Raw genomic sequence first — 22851 nt, forward strand, 5'->3', positions numbered from 1 at the left:
TTTCAAGAGACGGATTTCAGGAGACGCACCATGCCCTACCGAACACTGGATGACCTTCCCGAGAATGTTAAAAACGTGTTGCCGAAGCATGCCCAGGAGATTTACCGGGCGGCCTTCAATAATGCCTGGGATGAGTACAAGGACCCGGAGGAGCGCAAAGGCCATGCGTCTCGAGAGGAAACCGCCCATAAGGTAGCCTGGGCGGCGGTAAAGAAGGAATATGAAAAAGTCGGCGACGAATGGCGCCGGAAGTCATGATCTTCTTCGATCACGTCGTAAAACCTTCCGCTCCTGACTGGGAGATTTACGATGATTCCGGTTGTTCCCGCGAATGGCTGCGAACATTACCGCGCCGAATTTCTCAATCCACCTGCCTGTGGGCTGAAGCTAACTGATCAGCTTGAGGGGCAGATCGATCTCCCTGGCTTTGGACTGAATTGCGGTTGAAGTCCTGCCCAGCCTGAGCGCAATTCGTCTTATCGGCGTGTTCTGATTGGCAAGGGTTTCCAAGGTCTGCAGCTGTTCCAACGTCCAGGGTCTTCCGAAATTATTGGGTTGTCGTCTATCACCCCGTCGTCTATCTCCCGCTCTGCGCTCGAGTTCATACCGTGCAGTTTGCCCGACGGGAGGCTCTTGCCTGCAGATTTCTTCCACAATCTGGAGAGCGCGCCGACGTTCAGAATCAGACGATTCTGGAGATTTGCCATCTTCGGCAAGAGATTGCAGCAACTCAACAAATTCGCTTCGGATGCCGGCAGGCACTAGCGCAATAAGGGCTTGAAGAACGGAATGAGATTGCCTAAGCTCTTCAAGCCCGGTGCTCGAGTTTTTCTGGCTGAGCGATATTATCTTCGGGGACGGTTTCCCTTTTTTCTGTTTCATAGCAATGCAGTTAAACTTCCTAAACCAACCATTTCAACAATAACGGCTTCATTATCGAATTAATGAGAATAATACCATTCTTGCGGTCCCTTGCCTTAAGCCCGACACATGCGTTCGCAAGGCTGATCATAAATTAAAACGGGAGCTGAGCCTCCGTTGGCGACCGATCGTAGAGGTATGGTAGAGGTATTTATGAGACGACCGCTGAGCTTGTCAGGCAAGGCCCCCTAGAGCATGGCACAGGTTTCTGATTCCGCCACGATCGCCACAGTGAGCCGCCACGGTGAGATTAACGGCGGCGTATCGGATTCACTTGAAAATATCCAGCATGCACACGCGCATCAGGACCTATTACTTGCAGTTATTGACGTCCTCGGTAATCGTTTTCCCATCCTTGAGTACGACGGTTTGCCTGATGGTCTTGCATTCAGGATTTTGAGCTTGCTGGGCCGGTGACACAATCTCAGCCCTGCCTTTCACGCCGCTATCGGGGCTACTGAAAGTCTGCGGTTGCCCGGTATCGTATGCTCGTTGCGATGCCTCGACCATCTTTTGCTGGTCATTCTTTCCCAGACGCTCCCCAATCCCGGCGCCCACATACCAACCCGCCACACCCCCTAGGACAGACGCCGCGATACTGCCCGCTGTACCGCCCCCGATATATCTTCCCAGGTAGCTCCCTCCAATAGCACCACCTATGCTGCCGAGCAGCCCGCCAACCTGCCGTGTATCCGTCGATTGGCATGCCGGCAAAAGCATGACCAGTGCAACAACCAGCAACCGCCTGATCCGCGGCATGGATTCCGACACTGTACTCATGAAAGTCCCTCCAAAATTTTATTCTAGCCGAACAATCTGGTTATATCCGAGCCAGGACCCTCCACCTGGGGCTCATCGATACCGTTCTGCGAAGGCACGCCGAATCATCACCAACTACTGGCGCGAGGCAGGATTCAAGTTTACAACCCCCTGTTCTGAAGAGTGATTTATGGATTAAAATTGCAGTTTCTACCCCAATAAGAAGAATTGCAATGAAGATGAAGAAGAAAATAGTTCGGCTGGGCATACTTCTCGCGTTGATTCCGATGCTCTCGGGCTGCTGGTATCTGGTCGCGGGAGGAGCGGGAGCTTATGGAGGATACAAGATGAAAGAGAAGGGGTACACGGTCCAGAGTCCCATCGCCAAGGAGAAGGGGACGGCTCAACAGGCCAAATAGCTTGGTAGCTTGGCGGGGCAAAGGCGAACACACGCAAAGCACCCACACGCGCTCGGCCATTTTATTTATTGGTTCTCGTTTATTTTTTCCCCAGTCCCAAAGACTGGGGCGGCCATACGCGGCTGGGAGCTCGCCGTGGGCGGCTATGGGCTACCTATGCGCTGCCGTTGCGCTGCAACTGATTCATATCCTATTCACTTCTGATGCACCTTTGCCCATTCGTCCGCTAATCGCTGCGCTTCAGCGACCTGTACCGGCGTCATGAGCTTTTCCATGAGTTCCCGGTTCTCTTTCGCATCCTCATAACCACCTGCGCTGGCGATACTGAACCACTTGTCCGCTTCCACATAATCTTTTTTCACCCCGTTGCCCTTGTAATATAGAATCCCCAGGTTGGTTTGCGCTCCGCGATGACCCTGCTCGGCAGCTTTGCGATACCAGGACAGCGCCTGTGCATAATCCTGCGCGACGCCTTGCCCATTGTCGTATTTCACCCCCAGGCTGTATTGCGCACGCGCATATCCCTGGTCCGCCGCCTGACGGTACCAGGACAAAGCCAGCTGATCATCTTTGGCTACGCCCCGGCCGGTGTCATACCTCACGCCCAGATTGTATTGTGCGTCCGCATCGTCCTGCTCGGCGGCCTTGGCGTACCAGGACACGGCTTGATGATCGTCCGGCATGACCCCTTTTCCGGTGGCATACATGGTCCCGAGATTGAATTCAGCGGGCGCATAGCCTTGCTCCGCCGCCTTGCGGTACCAGGTCACCGCATCATAATCATTCTGCGTGACGCCGCGGCCTCGGGCATATGCCACGCCAAGCTTGAATTGGGCTTTTACATTTCCCTGGTCCGCTGCCTTGAGATACCAGGACGTGGCTTGTTGGTCGTCCTGCGCAATGCCCGTGCCGGCGGCGTATGAAATGCCAAGATTGAATTGAGCGTCCGGGTTCCCCTGTTCAGCGGCCTTACGGTACCAGGATACCGCCTCCTGATCTTTTTGCGGCACACCGCGGCCTTTGGCGTAGAGAACGCCAAGCGCATATTGCGCCTCCGCGTATCCACCTTCCGCGGCTTTTTGATACCAGGATGCTGCCTGTTTATCGTCCTGTTCTACACCCTGTCCCTTGAGGTACATGAAAGCGAGGATGGCCTGCGCGGGGGCGTGGCCCTGATCCGCCGCCTTGAGGTACCACGACAGCGCTTTCTGATAGTCCTGGGCAACCCCTTGCCCTTTTGCGTACATGACACCCAGATTGTGCTGGGCTATGGCATACCCTTTTTCCGCGGCTCTGAGATACCAGAACATTGCCTGCTGGTAATCCTGCTTGACCCCCTGGCCTTTGAGGTATAGGAAGCCTAACATCGACTCTGCTGGCACATCTCCCTGCTCCGCAGCCTTGCGAAACCAGTTCGCAGCCTGCTCATGGTCCTGGGGAACGCCGCGCCCTTGAGAATATAGAACGCCCAGATTGAACTGCGCATCCGCATTACCCTGGGCTCCGGCTTTTTTGAAGGATTCCACGGCCTTGGGGTAGTCCTTGGCGAGGATGAATTGCATTCCATCCTCAAAGTCTCCCGCCAGCACGGGTAAAGGCATCGGGAGAACGAGCAATATGAATGCCAGCCCAGCTGTTCGCAGCGCGGATATCGCCCTCGGGGACTTCCTTGGGGACTTGGATAAGTACATCATTTACCCATCATTATTTCAGTAGACCCGGAGTTTTCCAAAAATGCATTTTATCGCGAACAGCACGTAAAATGACGATGCGCCGGAGGCCGGAGGCATTTTCCCGTTTTGCTGGGTTTGAAAAGATACTGACTGGATAAGCGGGGAATCGACCGGCGTCATTAAAGGGTTTTAATCAGCCGAGCACGCCTTCAGCTTTTCCCATGCGATGCGGGCCTCGTAGCGCTTTCCGGCAAGTGTTGCGACCACTGTCGAATTATCGGTCCTTTTTAACGTTAAAAGGAACGAATAACCGGGGGCCGCCTTGCGGCTGTAGTTGGCAGCCGGCGAAAACGTATGGGTCACAGGTACAGGTGGGTTATAACTGATCACGGCGTCAGGGTTTTCTGGTGAGTTACGGGCATAGGTGCCCGGCAGTGAGCCAGACGGGTAGGCATAAATTTCGGTGGCCTCGATCCCGGGATATTGCCGAACGTCATATTGCAGGCCCCGGATAAGCCACCGGCTGTCCGACTGCAGGCTGTTGACGACACAGCGCGCCAGAGTATTATGGTTTCCCGTGAATTTTGCCCCATACGTTTCCGTTTTTTCTTCTAACCCGATACTCGCACAGGCCGATAAGAGGCAGGATGACGCAAGGAAGACTACAATTGATTTATTCATGGCTTGAACCTTGAATCTCGACGCTTTTAGAGCGATTGTGAACCCGCAATTCGGAATAATCCATCAAAGAGGGCGGACCATTTCCCTGAAGGGTGATCTTGCCTCAATTGATGATCTGCCCTTTCCGGGGTTTTCACCCTTTCCCGGGGTTTCATTAAAGTAGGTCAAATGTAGCGAGTTGTAAAGCAAAACTCGCGGCATCACCAGGGCGCAATCAGGATAACCGCATGGGTTTGACACAAGGCTTTTCAACGCTGAACGCCCGGCGTCCCCGGGAAGAATCATGTGTTCATCTGAGCGAGCGGAATGGCGTTCGCTCGCTTCACCTGGGCAACAGCATGGTACAGAGTGCCATGAGGTTGACCGTTCCCAATCAACTGGAACTGGCTTACACGCGCTGCATGATGGGCTTTATGCTGTTCCATCCTCATCCGGAAAATATCCTGATGATTGGGTTAGGGGGAGGCTCTTTGGCGAAATTTGTCTACCATCGGCTATCCCGTACAAAAACCACCGTGGTTGAGATCAATCCACAAGTCATTGCAGCCGCGCGTAATTATTTCTCTGTGCCGCCCGATGATGAGCGTCTGCAAGTGGTGATCGGGGAAGGGGGCGAATATATCGCCGGCCATCCCGCCAGCGCGGATGTGCTGATGGTTGACGGCTTCGACGATGGCTGTCAGGTTGCTTCGCTTTGCACGCAGGACTTTTACAACCACGCCCACGCGGTATTGAAACGCAGTGGGTTACTAGTGGTTAATCTGCTCAGCAGAGACAAGAGCTGTCAAAACTACCTGAGCCGCATCAAGACCAGCTTTTCCGGCCACGTCTCAACATTGGCGGCTGACCCGCCTGGCAATCTGATCGCTTTCGCTTTCAGGCAGAACCCGGGCAAACGTGTATGGGCAGCTTTGCCGGAGCGCGCAAAAAAACTTGAAAATGAATTTGCGCTGCCTTTTACGGAATTCGCCAGGAAATTAGAGCGGCCCAAATAGAGCGACCCAAACCTTGAGCATGCGGTGTATTGTGTGGCCTGGGAAACAAGCACCGGATAAGTAAAGCACAGCTCATCAAGGCCTCGGGTAGGAAGGGTAGGTAGCTCGCCAGACGGTGAAGCTGCAAGCTGCACCCATCAATTGCCGATGGGTTGCGCTACGCTCCTCCCTCTACCGATGCTATCCATGCTGGGCTGTGCGAGCATGAAGCAGTATGGTAAAGTTCGTGGTACCCAAGCCCGTAATAATCGGCGGTTCTACGCATAAATCAACGAAAGGATAATCAGACAATGAAACTATATGAATCTGACCACACCAAGTTCATGCGCGAATTGTTCGAAAAAAATCCGCAACTGCCGGAGGAGCAAAAAAAAGCGCGCGCCATCTGGTGGGATAAAAAACTGGATCCGGACGAGCGCAAGCGTTTCAAGGAATCAGGGGTACCCCAGAAAGCGTACGTCTATTTCGGGAAGTAACCCGGCAGTTTAACGTCCCGGCGTTTGCTTCAAAGCGCCTCGAACACACCCGCGACGCCCATGCCGGTTCCCACGCACATTGTAACCATGCCGTATTTCTGCTGATGCCGGCGCAGGCCGTGCATCAGCGTGGCGACCCGTATGGCACCGGTTGCGCCGAGGGGATGGCCCAGTGCAATAGCCCCGCCCAGGGGATTGACTTTGGCGCGGTCAAGCCCCAGCTCGTTGATGACCGCAAGACTCTGGGCTGCGAAGGCCTCGTTCAGTTCGATCCACTCGAGGTCATCCTGCTTCAAGCCAACCTGTTGCAGGACCTTGGGTATGGCTTTGACCGGGCCGATACCCATGATTTCCGGGGGAACACCGGCCACCGAGTAGCCAAGGAAACGGGCGATGGGGGTAAGATTGAAGCGCTTCAGTGCCGCTTCGCTCGCGACCACGACCGCGCCGGCGCCATCGGACATCTGAGAGCTGTTGCCGGCGGTTACCGAGCCATTGGCCGCGAACACCGGTTTCAGCTTGGATAGAACTTCTTCGCTGGTGCCGGGGCGCGGGCCTTCATCGGTGTCCCTTATGGCCGATACGCTGCGGACTTCATGCGAGGCAATGTCGGGCCGGTGCTCTTCCACTTTATAAGGTGCAATTTCATCCTTGAATTCACCTGCCTCGATGGCTTTTAGTGCCCTGGCATGGCTGGTCACGGCGAATTCATCCTGTGCCTCACGGCTGACCTGCCATCGCTGCGCCACTTTTTCTCCGGTTATGCCCATGCCGTAGGCAATGCCGACGTTCTCATCATGCTCAAATATCGCCGGGTCCAGCGACATCTTGTTTCCTGTCATGGGCACCATGCTCATGCTTTCCGTGCCGGAAGCGATAATAATATCGGCATTGCCCAGCCGGATGCGATCTGCGGCGAGCGCCACTGCCTGGAGGCCCGACGCGCAGAAACGATTGACCGTCATTCCGGGAACATTATTTGGTAGTCCTGCCAGCAAGAGTGCTATACGCGCGACATTCATGCCCTGTTCCGCCTCCGGCATGGCGCAACCGGCAATCACGTCGTCAATGGCTGCCGGGTCGAGTCCGGGGCATCGATCCAACGCAGCTTTCAACACATGCGCGAGCATGTCATCTGGCCGCACGGTCTTGAACATCCCGCGTGGTGCCTTGCCTACCGGAGTACGCACGGCAGCGGCAATGTAGGCATCCTGAGTTTGTCTGGTTGTCATAAATTCCTTTAACGCTAATTCATAATAAAGCGGAAACGATACTCGCGTTGGCTTCGTTCTGCGGCTTCTTCGCCGTACTCGTACTCATACTATATGTACTGTCCTCCCCGCCTTGGTCTTTCCGCCGTGTTTCTCCCCGCCTTGTTCTCCATCCCATTGTAAATTAGACGCGGGTAGATGAGGCATGGTTCACGAGACCGCGCCAGCCATCGGGCATGCTGTATTCAGCAGAATGTCATTTTCGCGCTAATTTCTCAGCGGTTTGCCAGTTTTCAAAGTATGCGCGATGCGCGCTTGCGTTTTCTCCGTCGCCAGCAATTCTATAAACGCGGTCCGCTCGAGCTCGAGGAACCAGTCTTCATCGACCAGGCTGCCGGGTGTCAGGTCGCCGCCGCACATTACGTAGGCGATCTTGCTGCCGATCAGGTAATCATGTTCGGAAATGAAGTTCCCTTCACGCATGTTCACCAGCATGCCCTTGATGGTGGCAATGCCGGTCGAGCCGGCGACCGGGATATCGCGTGCCCTGAGCGGGGGACGATAGCCCGCTTCAGCCAGCGCGAGCGCCTGCGCCTTGGCAACATACAGCAGTTCAAACCGGTTCATTACTATCGGGTCCGCGCGGCGCAGGTATCCTAGTTCTTTCGCCTGCTCCGCGCTTTTTGACAATTGGGCGGTCGCGACAAGTTGAAAGTAATTTTTCAGCAGAGGAAACGGATCACCATTCCTTGCATCCTGCGCTGCTCTCAACGCGAGTTCCTTGCAGCCGCCCCCTGCGGGTAACAGGCCTACGCCTGCTTCCACCAGGCCGATATAGCTTTCCAGGGTGGCTACCGCGCGATCGCAGTGCATCACGAATTCGCAGCCGCCCCCCAGGGCAAGCCTATCCACCGCTGCAACGGTCGGGATCATCGAATACCTGAGATCCTGCGAGGTCTGCTGGAACTGCGCTATCATTGCTTCCACTTCGGCAAGTTTTCCCGCCATCAGGGCGTCGGCGAGATTCAGGCTGCGCGCGGCCTTGAGGACGGCGGACTGAGCCGTTTTTTTAAGCTTTTTTGCCAATAGACCGAAGGCGGAGGGGGGTTCACCGCTTTTCAGGCGCTCCGTGGCTTTCTGCAAATTGGCTCCAGCGGAGAAGGGCGGTTCGGTCTGCCAGATCACTAGCGCCCGCCAATTGCGCTCCGCTTCATCGATAGCCTGCTGAACCCCATCCAGCACATCGCTGCCAATGGTATGCATTTTGCTCTTGAAGCTGAGAATGGCTACGCCATCATGCCGGGTATCATCAACGGTGTGCCACATCCGTACTGCATCGGTTTCAAAGATGGTTTCACCGTATTGCGCTGGCTCGCCGAGCAACCGATCCGGGAACAGTTGCCGCCGGTACACGGGTAAAGTCGAGCGTGGATGGAAGGTGTTCGTGGCGGGCGCGTACGAGCCATGCACCCGGTGGACACCCTCTATATCTGTATTTACGGCCGGGCTGGCTTGCCGTCCAAGGTCGCGCACCCATTCGGGTAGCGGCGTCGTGCTCATGCTTTTGCCTGCCGCGATGTCCTCGTCTATCCATCCGGCAATTTTGCTCCATCCCGCCCCCTGCCAGGTCTCAAACGGGCCTTGATTCCAGCCGAAACCCCAGCGCATCGCAAAGTCCAGGTCGCGCGCATTGTCGGCGATGGTGCCAAGATGGACGGCGCAATAGTGGAACAGGTCGCGAAATATTGCCCATAGAAATTGGGCCTGTGGATGTGCATTGGCGCGCAGCTCGGCGAGTTTATCCGCAGGATTTTTGCGTTTGAGCAATTCCTTTATGTCGTTGTCAGCCTCGCCCGCGGACGGGACGTATTCCTGGCGCCCGACATCTAGCACCCGGATTTCCTTGCCCACCTTCTGATATATCCCGCGTTTGGTTTTCTGCCCGAGCGAACCTTTGTCTACCAAAGTCTGCAACCAGCCGGGCACGGCATAATGTTTGTGCCAGGGGTCGCCAGCCAATGCGTCTCGCATGGTATTGATCACGTGCGCGAGGATATCCAGTCCCACCACGTCGGCGGTACGGAACGTGGCACTTTTGGGGCGGCCGATCAGTGGACCCGTCAACGCATCGACCACATCAAATCCAAGGGCAAATTCCCTGGCATGATGCATTGTGGCAAGAATGGAAAACACGCCCACCCTATTGGCGATAAAATTGGGCGTATCCTTCGCACGTATGACGCCTTTACCCAGATAAGTCACCAGGAACTCTTCCAGGCTGTCGAGCATCGCGGCGTCGCTTTCCTGGCAGGCAATCAACTCCACCAGATGCATGTAGCGCGGCGGATTAAAAAAATGAATGCCGCAAAAACGATGGCGCAGGTTTTCAGGGAAAGCCCGCGCCAATTGATTGATCGAGAGTCCGGATGTGTTGCTGGCGAAAATCGTGTGTTCGCCCAAATGCGGCGCTACCTGTTGATATAGACCCGTTTTCCAGTCAACGCGCTCGGCGATCGCTTCGATTACGATATCGCAGTCCTTGAGCAATGCAAGATTCTGCCGATAGTTCGCAGGTTGAATGGAGGTTGCGCGGGCCGGGACCGACAGGGGCGCGGGCTCCTGTTTTTTCAGATTTTCCACCGCTTTGATCACGCTGGCATTGGGGTCCCCCTGCTCGGCGGGAAGCTCGAACAACAGTGTTTCCACATTGGCATTAACCAGATGTGCCGCAATCTGCGCCCCCATGACGCCTGCACCGAGCACTGCGACTTTGCGCACCATGAATTTGCTGTTATTCAATTTCGCACCCTCCTCTTGTGAGCCGCTTTTTTTACTCGTCCGGAAGGACGCGCGGTTTGCGATGCTCATCCACCGCTACGTAAGTAAGCACCGCCTCCGTAACCTTTATGCATACTTCATCACTGCCCTGGCGCAGGCCGCGCTGGGCATAAACAGCAACGTCCACGGTGATGGATGTGCGGCCTGTTTTTACGATATTGGCATAGAAGCTCACCACATCCCCTACAAACACCGGTTGCTTGAATACGAATGAGTTCACCGCCACAGTGGCTACCCGTCCGCGTGCGCGTCGGATCGCGGGGAGGCTGCCAGCAATGTCCACCTGCGCCATGATCCAGCCGCCAAATACGTCGCCCGCATAGTTGGTGTCCGTGGGCATGGGTACCAGGCGCAGTATCGGATCATCATCAGGCAGTGATACCTGGTTTTCCGGTTGGCTATCCATTCTATCCCTGTCTCAGCTTATCGCCATACCCTGCTACTCCTGTCGAAATCGGCAGCCGTAAACTTGCCAGTAGCAGGGGTTCAATGGCCGTCGTAAAGTCTTTCCACCTCGGCCTTGTAGTGGTCAAGCACGCGCGTTCGCCGCAGCTTCAAGGTTGGTGTGAGCATATGATTGTCGATAGTCCAGGGCTCATGCGCGAGCGCCACGCGGTATATTTTGGCATAGCCGGGAAACTCCCGTATCTGATGAGCAATTCGCTCCAGCAGGATTTCTTCAAACTTATGGTCGCGCAATAGCTGGCGCCAGTCGGGGTCAAGATCATACTGCACCGCGATGTTTTGCCAATTGCGCGAATTCAGGACGACCAGGGCACTTAAATAGGATCGACCGTCGCCGATCAGCATGACTTGATCGAACAGTGCATCATGCAGGATTGCCGCCTCCATATCCGCTGGCGGGACTTTTTCGCCGGTAGACATGACAATGATTTCCTTCAGCCGCCCGGTGATGGTTATCCGGCCCGTTTCATCGATGCGCGCGATATCTCCGGAATTGAGCCAGCCGTCCGGCGTTATGACTGCCTGGGTGGCTTCCGTATCCTTCCAGTAACCCAGCATTACATTGGGGCCGCGAATCAATAACGCGTCGTTTTCGCCGAGTTTCACTTCCACCCCGGGAATAGGCCGTCCTACGCTGCTCGGGACATTGTCGTCAAAGGTATTGCTGCATACCACCGGACTGCTTTCGGTCATGCCGTATCCCTGAAGGATAGGCAGCCCCAGTCCGATAAAAATGCGCGAAACTCCACTGGATAATGCCGCTCCGCCGCTCATTGCTCCGCGAAGCCGCCCGCCGAGCTTGCTCATTACTTTTTTTGCGACCAGGGTTTCGAGCAACGGCCATAGCAGGTGGGAAGCGCGCCGGGGGCCTCGTCCCTGCTGATGTTCAAAACGGCTGTAGCCGATCTCGACCGCCATATGGAACAGCTTCCTGCTCAGCGCCGGCCCTTCCACCAGTTTCGCGCGAATCCCGCCATAAATACGCTCGTAGATTCGCGGTACCGAAACCAGAATGGTGGGACGGATGGTCAGCAAATCCTCCTGTAGCTGATGAACCGAGCGGGCGTAGGCGACCGTTGCGCCGCGCATCATCGGGACGTAGTAGCCGCCCGTGCGCTCAAAAGTGTGCGATAGCGGCAGGAATGAAAGCAACAGGTCATCCGGTCGTATCTGCACGACCTCCAGGCTGCTGCGAGCATTCGTGAGTATATTGTAATGGCTCAGCATTACCCCCTTCGGCCGGCCGGAAGTGCCGGAGGTATAGATGATCGTTGCCAGTTGATGTGGATCGCGGTTGACATGCGGTACCGCTCCAGTCTCTCCAGGCGGTTGCTCAGCTCCCCTTTCGGGGAGCCAGTCATACAGCGCCCGCACCACGCCGTCATCCGTCTTGTCGGGCTCCCTCTGGATCGTGATGACGCGCACAAGATCGCTCATCTGCTCGCGGACATCGGAAAAGGCTTGCCATTGGGCCAATTCTTCAAGTAATAACACCTTTGCATTCGCGTGCCGCAGGATATAAGCGGCGTTTTCGGGCCGGTCGGCTGTATAGAGCGGTACGACCACAAGTCCCAGCCTCATCGCCGCCTGCTCAAATATGACCCATTCCGGGCAGTTCCTGAGCATCACGGCTACCCGGTCGCCGGGCGATAGATTTTCTCGCGAGAAAGCGGCCTGCCAGTGGGCAATGCGCTCATCCATTTGTGACCAGGTGAGATCACGCCACTTGCCGCTGGAGCGGTCGTAATCGCGATAGGCTATATTCTGGGGCGAACGGCGCAAGCGCTCGCGGAACAATCCGTCGAGCGTTTCCGCCACCTCCACCGGAATAATATCCTCCGGGTCCTGTTCCCTGGTTTGCATGGTGTCTCTGCCCTCTTGTATCTGCAGCTATTATTACAGCTGTTATTATTGACTTGAAAATCCATGGATAAGCGGCGCGTTCAGGCTCAAGAGCTTATTCGGAGACTTTCATGGCCTGTAGTTCATGCGTTGTCCGCACCTTCTCCCCCCGCTCAGCTTTGGGCGGCTGGTTGCGTTCTATCCGATGCACTGCCGAAATCCGAAGGAAAATCGTCTACCATGATGACGCGGCGGCGCAGCGATTTCATTTTTCCCATGAGCTCCAATTCGCCGTTGGTGATGACTCTTTGCTTGAGAGCCTCCGCAATTTTATCGTCAGCCTGAGCGTTTATCTGGCCTGTTTTCACCGCCGCGCGCAGTTTGGCCTCCACTGTTTCGCTTACCATTGCGCACTGCAGCGCTTGTTCCAGGACATTGAGCGGCTCATCAGGGGACGCCGGCATATAAATACCGGCAGTCAGGCGATCACGCGCTTCTCCGGGCGTCAGCATCAATGTTGCCACGTTGTGGCCGATCTCATCCGATGGTGGTGAAAATGGCTTTCCCAAGGGAAATATCAGAAAACGCAGGAGCCCCCTCAATGCAGCGCGGACGGGGAAATTATCCAGCAAGCCATCGAATGCCTCTTGCATGCGATAAAGCGCATCCTGAATCGACCAGTGAAGCAGCGGCGCATCTGCCACGGGACGTCCGTCATCCTTGAAGCGTTTCAGTGCCGCCGAGCATAAATAGAGCATGCTGAGAATATCGCCAAGGCGGGCGGATAACCTTTCCTTTCGCTTCAGCGAACCGCCCAAAACCAGCATTGAAATATCCGCGAGAAAAGCGAACGCCGCGGAAAAGCGCGTCAGTTGACTATAATAACGTTGCGTTTCAGGGCCGACGCTGCCGGGAGCGCTCGCAAGCGACGCGCCGGTCAGTCCATGCAATAGCGACCGCGTACCGTTGCCGACCGTAAACGCTACATGGCGTATCAATGCCTGGTCGAATTGCCTTGAAGCCCATGTGGAATTGCCGTCGTTCGCTGACTGAATTTCCTTCAGTACATAAGGATGGCAGCGTATTGCGCCCTGACCGAAAATAATCATGTTACGCGTAAGAATGTTCGCACCCTCGACCGTGATACTCACGGGAATATGCTGATAATTGCGTCCGAGGTAGTTGCTGGGCCCCATGCAGATACCCTTGCCGCCATGCACATCCATCGCGTCGTTGATCGCCTGGCGTCCGCGTTCGGTGAGATGATATTTGACGATGGCCGAGATGACTGAGGGCTTCTCGCCCATATCTACCGCACCGGCCGTCATGACCCGTGCCGCATCCATCATATAAGTATTTCCCCCGATACGGGCCAGCGCTTCTTCCACTCCTTCGAAGCGTCCAATCGGTGTCTTGAATTGAACACGTACCCTGCCATATGCACCGCTCGTGCGTGCCGCCAGCTTGGCTCCGCCAGTGCTCGTGGCGGGCAGCGAAATTGAGCGTCCAGCGGCTAGGCAATTCATCAGCATGCGCCAGCCGCAACCCACCCCTTCACGCTCCCCGATCACCCATTCCATCGGGATGAATACGTCTTTTCCGGAGTTGGGGCCATTCTGAAACGCCGCATCGAGCGGAAAATGGCGGCGGCCAATGCTGATGCCGGGCGTATTGGTGGGGATCAGAGCCAGGGTGATGCCGAGGTCTTCCTTGCTGCCCAGTAGTCCGTCCGGGTCATGTAACCTGAACGCGAGCCCCAGGAGTGTCGCGACAGGCCCCAGGGTGATATAGCGCTTTTCCCAGGTGATACGCATCCCCAGCACGTGCGGATCGCCGTTGAATTCGCCATAGCATACGACGCCTGAATCAGGAATAGAGCCCGCGTCCGATCCCGCGTCCGGCCCGGTCAATGCAAAACAGGGTATTTCCAGCCCTTTTGCCAGGCGCGGCAGGTAATGGTTCTTTTGCTCTTCCGTTCCATACTGCAGCAGCAATTCTGCTGGCCCCAGCGAGTTCGGAACCATCACCGATACCGCCGCAGTGCCGCTACGCGAGCTGATTTTCATGACCACTTCGGAATGTGCCAGCGCTGAAAAACCACGGCCACCGTATTGCTTGGGGATGATCATGCCGAAGAAACCGTTGTCCTTGATGAACTGCCAGACATCGGGGGGCAGATCGTGCAGCTCGCGCGTGATGCGCCATTCGTCCAGCATGGCGCATAACTCCTCAACCGGGCCGGCGAGAAAGGCTTTTTCTTCCGCGGTCAGTTTCGGTTTTGGATAAGCCAGCAGCTTGTTCCAATTCGGCCTGCCACTGAACAAATCCCCTTCCCACCAGACAGTACCCGCTTCCAGCGCTTCCTGTTCGGTTTGCGAAACCTGGGGCAGGATCCTGCGGAAGACTTTAAGCAGACGGTTTGAAACAACAGCGCGCCGCACTGGCGGGACGAAAAGGACAACGCCGAGAACCAGAACCAGTATCGTCAGCAGAGAAGAGATCAAGATAATATTCCTGCGTCAGTTTGCATTAATTCCATCGCTTTTTCCATGGAACGGAAGCATGCGCAAGGCGTGCGGAACGATTATTTAGCCGTCGGCGCGGCCGCACCGCTCAGGCTCATCTTATTGTGCACCTTTTGAACACCTTCAGCCATCCAGGCGAGCATCATCACGCGATCCATCTGAGCCTGGCTATTCACTGTACCGCTTAGCATAAACTCGCCATTGTGTGCCTCGATCTTTACATCCGCATTTTTGACTTCCGGGTCCGCCCGCACCGCCGATCTCAGGGTATCGGCGAGCGTATTATCGTCTACTTGCGCCTTTGGCTCAGGAGTTTTCCACGATTCATGCACCTTATCCTCATGTTTTGTACAGCCGGCAACACAGAGAACGCCGACGAGCATTACTGTCAAAACTATAGATTTGTATTTTCCGTTCATGATGTTTCCCAACCAGAGTTGATAAAAAAATGACAAACGAGTTGAGCATCGACAAGCAAATATATCCTGCGCCTATCGAACCGATCTGGACCAGTTCAGAAATTTTTTAGATACCTCAGCACTTGTTCCGGCAGGTTATCGTCCAGGCAATCGAATTCAATTGATCCTTTCATGGAACGCAACCAGGTAAGCTGGCGCTTCGCCAATTGCCGTGTGGCGGCAAGAGCCATTTCCCGCATTTCCGTCGCATCGACCTGGTCGCTCAGATACATGCATACCTGTTTATAACCGACGCAGCGCATCGAAGGGCTTGTGTTGCTTAATGGAAATTTATCACGGATTGCACGGACTTCGTCGATCAATCCCAGCTTGAGCATTTCCTCAAAGCGTCGTGCGATGCGGTGATGCAATAATTTGCGATCGGTGGGAATCAGGGCGATGTGAGCAATACGGTAGGGAAGGCCGGAGACCCTGGGCGTTTTGAAAATCTCCGACATGGGCTTGCCGGTGATATAGCAGACTTCCAGGGCGCGCTGGATTCTCTGGCTATCGGTGGGGTGAATGCGCGCCGCGCTGGCGGCGTCAAGTCGTAGCAGTTCATTATGCATCGCGGGCCAGCCGATTTTTTTGGCTTTGGTTTCAATTTCGCTGCGCAAGCCATGGTCTGCAGAAGGCAGTTCAGACAGACCTTCCAACAGTGCGCGAAAATAGAGCATGGTCCCGCCCGTCAACAGCGGGGTATTGCCGCGCTCCGTTATTTTTCGCATTGCGGCAAGCGCATCGCCGACAAACTCTGCAGCGGAGTAGCGCTCGTGCGGTTCGCGTAGATCAATAAGGTGATGGGGCAATGCCGCCCTGGTTTGCGCATCCGGCTTCGCCGTGCCGATATCCATGTGCCGGTAGACCTGGGCTGAATCCACGCTGACAATTTCCACGGGCAAGTCCCTGGCAATTTCCAGCGCAACACCGCTCTTTCCGCTAGCTGTAGGCCCCATTAGAAAAATGGCGGGCGGATAGGACTCGGTTTTCTTATCTCGGGGTTGGGGACGTCGCTCTGTCATGCATGAACGAGGCGTGCAGTTGACTTATTTGATCGCATGGCCATGGGCCGCTATTGTTGAGGCCTTCCTTCAAAAGCATTAAACGCCATATTCGATCGAATGGCAAGGATCGGTTTTTTCGGTTAGAATTAAAGTCTTCCACAGCCTTGGCGTCTTCCGCGCGCCAGTTTTCCGAGACCGATCCATTTCATGATTCTCGTCCTGAACCCGGCTACGGGATCTGATAGTGCCGAATACAAGCAGTTAATGGCGCATCTTGCCAATCTGCCCGGCATTTCCACGCGTATTCATACCGAAGTCGGCAGTGAGCAGACGCTTACTGAGGTGTATTTGATCGGCAATACCAAGGCGTTACCCATCGAGGATATGCAAAGTTTGCCGTGCGTCGAGCATGTGGTCAGGATTTCGGAAGAGTATCGGGTTCTCGGAAGGCACAAGAACGACCACAGGCCCACCCATTTTGATTATAACGGTGTACGCTTCGGTCAGGATACGCTAAATGTGTTTGCCGGTCTTTGTGCCGTGGATACGCTGGAGCATGTCGAGCTCATGATGCAGGCACTGCGCGACAATGGGCAGGTATGCACGCGCATGGGCGCTTATAAGCCGCGCACCAGTCCTTATTCTTTTCAGGGCCATGGCAAAGCTTGCTTGCCCTACGTGTTCGAGCTGGCGGGGAAATATGGCATCAAGGTGATTGCCATGGAAATCACCCATGAATCGCACGTGGAAGAAATTTGCGAGGCGCTTTACCGGACGGGCAACTCTACCGGGGTTATGCTGCAAATCGGCACGCGCAACACGCAAAATTTCGAACTGCTGAAAATCGTTGGGCGTCAGCAGGACTTTCCGGTACTGCTCAAGCGCGGCTTCGGCATTACCTTGGACGAGTCGCTCAACGCTGCCGAATATCTGGCTTCGGAGGGCAACCGCAAAGTCGTATTCGGATTACGCGGCATGAAGACCAACATGGCGGATCCTCACCGCAATTTTGTGGATTTTGCCCATGTCCCGGTGGTCAAACGTCTGACCCGCATGCCGGTTTGTATAGATCCTTCTCATTCTGTCGGCATGCGCGCTGCTTCTCCTGAGGGAATCCTGGATATCGTGAACGCGACTGCCCAAGGGGTGATCGCTGGCGCCAACATGATACTGGTGGATTTTCATCCGGTGCCTGGCAAAGCGCTTGTGGATGGACCTCAGGCCCTGCTGATCAGGGAACTGCCGCTTTTTCTGGAAGACGTTCGCATAGCAAGGGAATCCTACGAACAACGTGTGGCCCTGGCTGGACGTTACCAGGAAACCATAGCCTGATTCGGAACCCTCAATCCCCATACGCTCGCTCAAAGCAAACTTGTGAGCGCTTGCTTCAGAAAGTTTTGTACACCTCGGCTGAGGCCGGTACGACTTCTGTGACTTCTACTATTCCTCCGCTCTCTCTGGCCCTTGCCAACAATTTTGTGATCTCTCTGGCTCCTCTGTACCCTGTAACCCGACTAAAATGCAGCTCCGCATTTTAGGGCCTCTGCTCGTATTAATGCTATCGCTCTGGGTTTCCTTTTACGCCCCCGTTGGGGCTGCCGGCTCCGCCAGTATTGCCGGACAAGTGTCGTCGCCAGCTTCAACACAAACCCTGCCGCTCGTGCTGATGGATGATCGCGGGCGCAACATCCGGTTAAACCGGCACGCCTCGCGTATCGTGTCGCTTTCACCCAGTATCACTGAACTGGTGTTCGAGGCGGGGGCTGGCAGCAAACTTGTGGGGGTCAGCCGATACAGTGATTATCCGGAGGCCGCCCGCTCCATTCCAAACATTGGGGATGCATCCAATCTCGATCTGGAGCGAATTGTCGCTTTGAGGCCAGACCTGGTTATTGCCTGGCGTAGCGGAAACGCCATCTCGGATATTGAAAAACTTGAAAAGCTGGGGTTGGCTGTTTTTGCTATCGAGGCAGCCAGGCTGAACGACATTCCACGGTTGCTGCGCATTGCTGGCCAGCTGGCGGGCACGTCAACACAAGCTGAATCGACTGCGGGCGCTTTCGAAGAGACGCTACATCAAATCAGGCGCAGCTATGGCAGTCATTCGAAGATCAGAGTTTTTCAGTTAATTTGGCATCAGCCGCTTATGACTGTAAATGGCAATCATGTCATCAGCGATATTCTCGAGCTATGTGGTGGTGTCAACATATTTGGGTCCGCGCCCTCTTTAACTCCACTCGTATCCGTGGAAAATTTGCTCGAAGCCGATCCCCAGGTCATCATCAGCAGTATGTCGCAGGAATTTTCTGAAAGCGAAGTGAAGGCCCTGTTGGGCCGCTTTTCGCACATCAGCGCGATAAGGCGCAACAATTTGTATTTCGTGCACCCCGATCTCATGCACCGCCAGACAGCGCGCGTGATCCAGGCCGCGAAAATAGTCTGCGCGCAGTTGGAGAGTGCCCGTTTGACGCTAGGAGCGCAGGGGGATGGGTGATGCCCTCGGAGGACACGCACAGCGAACACTCATGCGCGCTGTAACAATTTGAAAGAAAAGTTCTCTTGAGGAAAAGGATGCTCTAAAATGGCGGTTTATCCATTTTTACCTTGGCTTTTACCCGGGGCTATGCTTCCATCCGCGAATTTGCCACAGGGGATCCGTTAATAATTGAATGCTTTGAGTGAACAATGCCGTTACTAAATAACAGTTTTTATGGAGAACGACCAATGATCAAGGTGTTGCTTGCAAATCCCCGAGGTTTTTGCGCCGGCGTGGATCGCGCCATTGAAATTGTTGAGCGAGCGCTGAGCATGCATGGCGCGCCCATTTACGTACGCCACGAGGTCGTGCATAACCGCTTCGTGGTGGAGAATCTGGAAAAAAAAGGGGCCGTATTTGTCGAAAATCTCGATGAGGTGCCCGTTGGAAGTATTCTGATCTTTAGTGCTCATGGTGTTTCCCACGAGGTGAGACGAGAAGCCGAGGCGCAACAGTTCAAGGTATTCGATGCCACTTGCCCCCTGGTGACGAAGGTTCATATCGAAGTGGCGAAAATGCGGGAGCAGGGAAGGGAAATTATCATGATTGGCCACGCGGGGCACCCGGAGGTGGAAGGCACCATGGGGCAGGCTGAAGGGGATGGTCCGGCGATGTATCTGGTCGAAACAGAAGAGGATGTGGAGAATTTGAAGGTCAAGGATCCTACTCATCTGGCCTACGTCACCCAAACGACTTTATCCGTGGATGACGCAACACGTGTGATAAAGGCACTGAAAAAACGCTTCCCCAAAATTACCGGTCCGAAAAAGGACGACATCTGTTATGCCACACAAAATCGCCAGGACGCTGTCAAAATGATGGTGAAGCAGTGCGATCTGGTCATCGTAGTGGGTTCACCCAATAGCTCGAACTCCAACCGGTTATGTGAAGTGGCAAGAAACGCCGGGGTGGATGCTTACATGATTGACCGGGCTGAGCAATTGCAGGAAGTCTGGCTGGAGGGCAAAGACAGGATCGGTATCACGGCCGGAGCGTCCGCTCCCGAAGTGCTGGTACAGGAAGTCATATCACGCCTCAGGCAGATAGGCGCCGGGCAAGCCGGAAGAGAAGTAATGGTGGAAGAACTCAGTGGCGTGGTTGAATCGGTAGTATTTCCATTGCCCAAAAATTGACCGTAGAAAAATATCCAGAGTTGCGCCATACATCTGTAACCTCTATCGACTGTGTTTCTTGCAGTCTACCTCCGAGGACATTGAACGCAACCGCATTAGCGTGAAGGAACTCTGAACAAATATCCCGCAGAGTGCCTGGTTGAGAACTCGCTGGCAACTGCATGGGCAATTGAGCTGAACGCTTCCTTCTTCCATCTTCTTGACACTGCCATTTATCAGGGCACGGTTCAGCCTTTGTTTTGCCGTGTGGCGATCAAGGTTGATAACTCATCTGTCAAACAAGCTGGAACTCGGCTGTCAAGCCTCAGCTGTACTTGAGCGCTACGGGGAGCATTCAGAGTTTTTAACCGCTACCGTAAAGAGGGTTGAGCAACGATCGCGCGTTGATGATGCGGCTTCCATTTTGCGTCAGGCATAAAACATTATAAGTTTATGACACATTAATACTCATGCAACATATCCTGGAAAAGGCCAGAAAGATTCGTTTGGTGATCTTCGACGTGGACGGCGTGCTCACGGACGGAAGCCTATATCTCACCGATGGCGGAGAGGAGATCAAAGCGTTCAACAGCCTTGATGGGCATGGCATAAAAATGCTAAAGGCCAGCGGGGTCAAGGTGGCTTTAATCACCGGCAGGGAATCGCGCTGTGTGGATTTGAAGGCGATAGACCTGGGCATTACGCTCGTCTACCAGGGCGCGAAGAATAAGTTGCCTGCATTCGAAGCGTTGTTGAGCGAACAGAAGCTGGACGCTTCGTCCTGCGCATACGTAGGTGACGATCTGATAGATTTGCCGGTGATGTTACGCTGCGGCCTTGCCATCTGCGTGCCTGCAGCGCCTGCTCTAGTAAAAAAGCACGCGCATTATGTTACACATCTGGGGGGCGGGCGCGGTGCGGCGCGTGAAATTTGCGAGATGATTATGGAGGCGCAGGACACACTGGAGCCTCAATTGGCGATGTACCTTAAATGATCCGCCGACTGATTATCACGTTTCCTCTCGTCTTGCTCGCGCTGCTGGTATTGGCGGCGCCCTTCTGGCTGAACCCGTCATTACGTACGCCCTCCCCATCGCAGGAAGGCGGCCTGGGCCGCATGCCCGATTATGTGGCTGAAAACTTCTCAAGTGTTGAGATGGACAGTGATGGGATTGCCCGCCATATGCTCCTGGCGAAGAGAATGGTGCATTACCCGGATGATGATACGACTGACCTGGAGCAACCCTATTTCATTGAAACTGAGCCCGGCAAGCCTGCTGTGCAAATAACATCTGACCACGCGAAATTATCCAGCAACAACGAAAACATTTATCTGACCGGTAACGTCATGTTATTGCGGAATGCGGGCAAAGGCCGCGCGGAAACAAGCTTGACTACCAGCTTGCTGCATCTCGTACCAAAAGATGATATTGCGAAAACCGATAAGCCAGTGGTGATTACCGAGCCTTATGCGGTTATAAGGGCCGTTGGCATGGAAATGAACAACCGCAGCAATGTTACCCAGTTATTGTCACAGGTAAAAGTTCTTCATAACAAGAAACGCTAAGCATCACGCAGCATCACGCTCCAATTTTTCGTTTGTCATACATATATGAAACAGGCCCTGATCATATTTCTCATTGGCATGCTCTTCACAGGATCCGTTCTGGCCGAAAAAGCAGACCGCGATCAGCCAGTCCATCTGGAGGCTGACCGTGCAACCGTGCAGGATGCCAACAAGCTTGCCACGTTCACCGGTAACGTAGTGCTCACTCAAGGGACACTGATTATACGGGCGGATAAGATGACAGTGAAGGAAGATACCAACGGGTTCCAGCATGCGACGGCCTTTGGCAATCTCGCCAGTTTTCGGCAGAAGCGTGACGGCAAGGATGAGTATGTCGAGGGCTGGAGCGAACGCATGGAATATGACAGCAAAGCCGACAAAGTGGAGCTTTTCAAGAAGGCAAAACTGAGGCGGGGTCAGGACGAGGTATACGGGGATTATATTTCCTACGATGCGATTAATGAGTTTTTCCAGGTGATTGGGGGCAATAATCAAACCGCTCCGCAAGCCCGGTCCGAAGGGAGGGTCCGGGCCGTCATTCAGCCAAAAAAGAAGGAGCAGAATCCGAACGCCGAGAGTCGATGAGATGAATGTCATTCGGTTCATTCGGTTTACGAAAAAAAATGAGCGAGTTTAAAGCCGATAACTTAAAAAAAAGCTATAAATCACGGACCGTGGTGAAGGACGTGTCGCTGGCTGTCGCCAGCGGCGAGGTTGTCGGTCTGCTCGGCCCCAACGGTGCTGGCAAAACCACCTGCTTTTACATGATGGTAGGGCTGGTGCCGCTGGATAGCGGCAACATATGCCTGGATGAGCGTGACTTGAGCCAGATGCCGATGCACCAGCGTGCGCGCCTGGGGTTAAGTTATCTGCCTCAGGAGGCTTCCATTTTCAGGCGGCTATCCGTCGCTGACAATATTCGTGCGGTACTGGAGTTAAAAAACTACTCACGTGGCGAAATGCAGGAGCACCTTGATAATCTGCTGCATGATCTACATATCACGCATATACGCACCAATCCAGCCATTAGCTTGTCGGGTGGTGAGCGTCGACGTGTGGAAATTGCCCGGGCGTTGGCTACTGAACCGCGTTTTATTCTCCTGGACGAGCCTTTTGCAGGTGTTGATCCTATTGCTGTCCTGGATATACAGAAAATCATTCATTTCCTCAGAGAACGGGAGATCGGCGTGCTCATTACCGACCATAACGTAAGGGAGACACTGGGCATTTGCGATCATGCTTACATTATTAACGACGGCACAGTGCTGGCCAACGGTACTCCCGCTGAAATCATTTATAATGAAGATGTGCGAAAAGTATATCTGGGAGAACATTTTCGGTTGTGAACAGGGTTTAATCAGCGCTCCGG

At 54.5% G+C, this 22851-nt stretch carries 22 protein-coding genes; 11 read left to right on the forward strand and 11 right to left on the reverse strand.

The window, feature by feature from the left end; translation table 11 throughout:
• Positions 1 to 30 precede the first annotated feature (30 nt).
• Positions 31 to 258 (forward strand): putative cation transport regulator ChaB, encoded by a 228-nt coding sequence (chaB, locus tag BMX00_RS10285; RefSeq protein ID WP_090828941.1) that lies wholly within the window; start codon positions 31 to 33, stop codon positions 256 to 258.
• Between the two features lie 129 nt (positions 259 to 387).
• On the opposite strand, the gene BMX00_RS10290 is transcribed toward chaB, so the two are convergent.
• Together BMX00_RS10290 and BMX00_RS10295 are read right to left on the reverse strand one after the other, a co-directional pair.
• Positions 388 to 882 carry a hypothetical protein gene (locus tag BMX00_RS10290; protein ID WP_090828942.1) on the reverse strand — a complete coding sequence of 165 codons (495 nt, stop codon included), beginning with the start codon at positions 880 to 882 and terminating at the stop codon, positions 388 to 390.
• A gap of 351 nt (positions 883 to 1233) precedes the next feature.
• Positions 1234 to 1701 carry a hypothetical protein gene (locus BMX00_RS10295; RefSeq protein ID WP_245728011.1) on the reverse strand — a complete coding sequence of 156 codons (468 nt, stop codon included), beginning with the start codon at positions 1699 to 1701 and terminating at the stop codon, positions 1234 to 1236.
• A gap of 212 nt (positions 1702 to 1913) precedes the next feature.
• Between BMX00_RS10295 and BMX00_RS10300 the strand changes: the two genes are divergently transcribed.
• Positions 1914 to 2099 (forward strand): hypothetical protein, encoded by a 186-nt coding sequence (locus BMX00_RS10300; RefSeq protein WP_090828943.1) that lies wholly within the window; start codon positions 1914 to 1916, stop codon positions 2097 to 2099.
• 194 nt (positions 2100 to 2293) lie between these two features.
• Here the strand turns inward: BMX00_RS10300 and BMX00_RS10305 are convergent, their stop codons facing one another.
• Positions 2294 to 3661 carry an SEL1-like repeat protein gene (locus tag BMX00_RS10305; RefSeq protein ID WP_245728012.1) on the reverse strand — a complete coding sequence of 456 codons (1368 nt, stop codon included), beginning with the start codon at positions 3659 to 3661 and terminating at the stop codon, positions 2294 to 2296.
• 300 nt (positions 3662 to 3961) lie between these two features.
• Positions 3962 to 4453 carry a hypothetical protein gene (locus BMX00_RS10310; RefSeq protein WP_090828945.1) on the reverse strand — a complete coding sequence of 164 codons (492 nt, stop codon included), beginning with the start codon at positions 4451 to 4453 and terminating at the stop codon, positions 3962 to 3964.
• A 227-nt stretch (positions 4454 to 4680) separates the two neighbouring features.
• On the opposite strand from BMX00_RS10310, the gene BMX00_RS10315 reads away from it, so the two are divergent.
• Positions 4681 to 5448: a polyamine aminopropyltransferase gene (locus BMX00_RS10315; RefSeq protein ID WP_090828946.1), complete on the forward strand. Its 768-nt coding sequence runs from the start codon at positions 4681 to 4683 to the stop codon at positions 5446 to 5448.
• A 290-nt stretch (positions 5449 to 5738) separates the two neighbouring features.
• On the forward strand, positions 5739 to 5924 hold the full coding sequence (locus tag BMX00_RS10320; protein ID WP_090828947.1) for a DUF3460 family protein: 186 nt from the start codon (positions 5739 to 5741) through the stop codon (positions 5922 to 5924).
• 29 nt (positions 5925 to 5953) lie between these two features.
• On the opposite strand, the gene BMX00_RS10325 is transcribed toward BMX00_RS10320, so the two are convergent.
• The 7 genes from BMX00_RS10325 to miaA form a co-directional block, all read right to left on the reverse strand.
• Positions 5954 to 7156 carry an acetyl-CoA C-acyltransferase gene (locus tag BMX00_RS10325; protein ID WP_090828948.1) on the reverse strand — a complete coding sequence of 401 codons (1203 nt, stop codon included), beginning with the start codon at positions 7154 to 7156 and terminating at the stop codon, positions 5954 to 5956.
• Between the two features lie 246 nt (positions 7157 to 7402).
• Positions 7403 to 9916, reverse strand: a complete 2514-nt coding sequence (locus tag BMX00_RS10330) for a 3-hydroxyacyl-CoA dehydrogenase/enoyl-CoA hydratase family protein (RefSeq protein ID WP_177171843.1) — start codon at positions 9914 to 9916, stop codon at positions 7403 to 7405.
• A 49-nt stretch (positions 9917 to 9965) separates the two neighbouring features.
• Positions 9966 to 10379 (reverse strand): acyl-CoA thioesterase, encoded by a 414-nt coding sequence (locus tag BMX00_RS10335; protein ID WP_090828949.1) that lies wholly within the window; start codon positions 10377 to 10379, stop codon positions 9966 to 9968.
• Positions 10380 to 10459: 80 nt separating this feature from the next.
• Entirely contained in the window at positions 10460 to 12301 is a 1842-nt protein-coding gene (locus tag BMX00_RS10340; RefSeq protein ID WP_090828950.1) for an AMP-dependent synthetase/ligase, read from the reverse strand.
• A 152-nt stretch (positions 12302 to 12453) separates the two neighbouring features.
• Positions 12454 to 14784, reverse strand: coding sequence for an acyl-CoA dehydrogenase (locus BMX00_RS10345; protein WP_090828951.1), 2331 nt, complete (start codon positions 14782 to 14784; stop codon positions 12454 to 12456).
• An 80-nt stretch (positions 14785 to 14864) separates the two neighbouring features.
• Entirely contained in the window at positions 14865 to 15224 is a 360-nt protein-coding gene (locus tag BMX00_RS10350) for a BON domain-containing protein (RefSeq protein ID WP_245728013.1), read from the reverse strand.
• Positions 15225 to 15319: 95 nt separating this feature from the next.
• On the reverse strand, positions 15320 to 16285 hold the full coding sequence (gene miaA / locus BMX00_RS10355; RefSeq protein ID WP_090828953.1) for a tRNA (adenosine(37)-N6)-dimethylallyltransferase MiaA: 966 nt from the start codon (positions 16283 to 16285) through the stop codon (positions 15320 to 15322).
• Between the two features lie 189 nt (positions 16286 to 16474).
• On the opposite strand from miaA, the gene BMX00_RS10360 reads away from it, so the two are divergent.
• From BMX00_RS10360 to lptB, 7 genes are all read left to right on the forward strand, one after another.
• The gene (locus BMX00_RS10360; RefSeq protein ID WP_090828954.1) at positions 16475 to 17599 is read left to right on the forward strand and encodes a 3-deoxy-7-phosphoheptulonate synthase; all 1125 of its coding nucleotides are present in this window, start codon (positions 16475 to 16477) and stop codon (positions 17597 to 17599) included.
• Positions 17600 to 17786: 187 nt separating this feature from the next.
• Positions 17787 to 18761 (forward strand): cobalamin-binding protein, encoded by a 975-nt coding sequence (locus BMX00_RS10365; protein ID WP_245728014.1) that lies wholly within the window; start codon positions 17787 to 17789, stop codon positions 18759 to 18761.
• Positions 18762 to 18991: 230 nt separating this feature from the next.
• Positions 18992 to 19936: a 4-hydroxy-3-methylbut-2-enyl diphosphate reductase gene (ispH, locus tag BMX00_RS10370; protein ID WP_090828955.1), complete on the forward strand. Its 945-nt coding sequence runs from the start codon at positions 18992 to 18994 to the stop codon at positions 19934 to 19936.
• A 449-nt stretch (positions 19937 to 20385) separates the two neighbouring features.
• On the forward strand, positions 20386 to 20910 hold the full coding sequence (kdsC, locus tag BMX00_RS10375; RefSeq protein ID WP_090828956.1) for a 3-deoxy-manno-octulosonate-8-phosphatase KdsC: 525 nt from the start codon (positions 20386 to 20388) through the stop codon (positions 20908 to 20910).
• On the forward strand, positions 20907 to 21482 hold the full coding sequence (gene lptC, locus BMX00_RS10380) for an LPS export ABC transporter periplasmic protein LptC (RefSeq protein ID WP_090828957.1): 576 nt from the start codon (positions 20907 to 20909) through the stop codon (positions 21480 to 21482). Before kdsC ends, lptC begins: the two co-directional genes overlap by 4 nt.
• Before the next feature lie 45 nt (positions 21483 to 21527).
• Positions 21528 to 22067 (forward strand): lipopolysaccharide transport periplasmic protein LptA, encoded by a 540-nt coding sequence (gene lptA, locus BMX00_RS10385; protein WP_090828958.1) that lies wholly within the window; start codon positions 21528 to 21530, stop codon positions 22065 to 22067.
• A 38-nt stretch (positions 22068 to 22105) separates the two neighbouring features.
• Positions 22106 to 22828: an LPS export ABC transporter ATP-binding protein gene (lptB, locus tag BMX00_RS10390; RefSeq protein WP_090829020.1), complete on the forward strand. Its 723-nt coding sequence runs from the start codon at positions 22106 to 22108 to the stop codon at positions 22826 to 22828.
• Positions 22829 to 22851: the final 23 nt, after the last annotated feature.

Source organism: Nitrosovibrio tenuis (assembly GCF_900109785.1).
GTDB classification, from domain to species: Bacteria; Pseudomonadota; Gammaproteobacteria; order Burkholderiales; family Nitrosomonadaceae; genus Nitrosospira; species Nitrosospira tenuis_A.

Bases quoted from the DNA above. Each gene is read 5' to 3' on its own strand.
- chaB (WP_090828941.1), top strand. From the start codon at position 31: ATGCCCTACCGAACACTGGATGACCTTCCCGAGAATGTTAAAAACGTG.
- BMX00_RS10290 (WP_090828942.1), bottom strand. From the start codon at position 882: ATGAAACAGAAAAAAGGGAAACCGTCCCCGAAGATAATATCGCTCAGC.
- BMX00_RS10295 (WP_245728011.1), bottom strand. From the start codon at position 1,701: ATGAGTACAGTGTCGGAATCCATGCCGCGGATCAGGCGGTTGCTGGTT.
- BMX00_RS10300 (WP_090828943.1), top strand. From the start codon at position 1,914: ATGAAGATGAAGAAGAAAATAGTTCGGCTGGGCATACTTCTCGCGTTG.
- BMX00_RS10305 (WP_245728012.1), bottom strand. From the start codon at position 3,661: ATGCAATTCATCCTCGCCAAGGACTACCCCAAGGCCGTGGAATCCTTC.
- BMX00_RS10310 (WP_090828945.1), bottom strand. From the start codon at position 4,453: ATGAATAAATCAATTGTAGTCTTCCTTGCGTCATCCTGCCTCTTATCG.
- BMX00_RS10315 (WP_090828946.1), top strand. From the start codon at position 4,681: ATGGGTTTGACACAAGGCTTTTCAACGCTGAACGCCCGGCGTCCCCGG.
- BMX00_RS10320 (WP_090828947.1), top strand. From the start codon at position 5,739: ATGAAACTATATGAATCTGACCACACCAAGTTCATGCGCGAATTGTTC.
- BMX00_RS10325 (WP_090828948.1), bottom strand. From the start codon at position 7,156: ATGACAACCAGACAAACTCAGGATGCCTACATTGCCGCTGCCGTGCGT.
- BMX00_RS10330 (WP_177171843.1), bottom strand. From the start codon at position 9,916: ATGGTGCGCAAAGTCGCAGTGCTCGGTGCAGGCGTCATGGGGGCGCAG.
- BMX00_RS10335 (WP_090828949.1), bottom strand. From the start codon at position 10,379: ATGGATAGCCAACCGGAAAACCAGGTATCACTGCCTGATGATGATCCG.
- BMX00_RS10340 (WP_090828950.1), bottom strand. From the start codon at position 12,301: ATGCAAACCAGGGAACAGGACCCGGAGGATATTATTCCGGTGGAGGTG.
- BMX00_RS10350 (WP_245728013.1), bottom strand. From the start codon at position 15,224: ATGAACGGAAAATACAAATCTATAGTTTTGACAGTAATGCTCGTCGGC.
- miaA (WP_090828953.1), bottom strand. From the start codon at position 16,285: ATGACAGAGCGACGTCCCCAACCCCGAGATAAGAAAACCGAGTCCTAT.
- BMX00_RS10360 (WP_090828954.1), top strand. From the start codon at position 16,475: ATGATTCTCGTCCTGAACCCGGCTACGGGATCTGATAGTGCCGAATAC.
- BMX00_RS10365 (WP_245728014.1), top strand. From the start codon at position 17,787: ATGCAGCTCCGCATTTTAGGGCCTCTGCTCGTATTAATGCTATCGCTC.
- ispH (WP_090828955.1), top strand. From the start codon at position 18,992: ATGATCAAGGTGTTGCTTGCAAATCCCCGAGGTTTTTGCGCCGGCGTG.
- kdsC (WP_090828956.1), top strand. From the start codon at position 20,386: ATGCAACATATCCTGGAAAAGGCCAGAAAGATTCGTTTGGTGATCTTC.
- lptC (WP_090828957.1), top strand. From the start codon at position 20,907: ATGATCCGCCGACTGATTATCACGTTTCCTCTCGTCTTGCTCGCGCTG.
- lptA (WP_090828958.1), top strand. From the start codon at position 21,528: ATGAAACAGGCCCTGATCATATTTCTCATTGGCATGCTCTTCACAGGA.
- lptB (WP_090829020.1), top strand. From the start codon at position 22,106: ATGAGCGAGTTTAAAGCCGATAACTTAAAAAAAAGCTATAAATCACGG.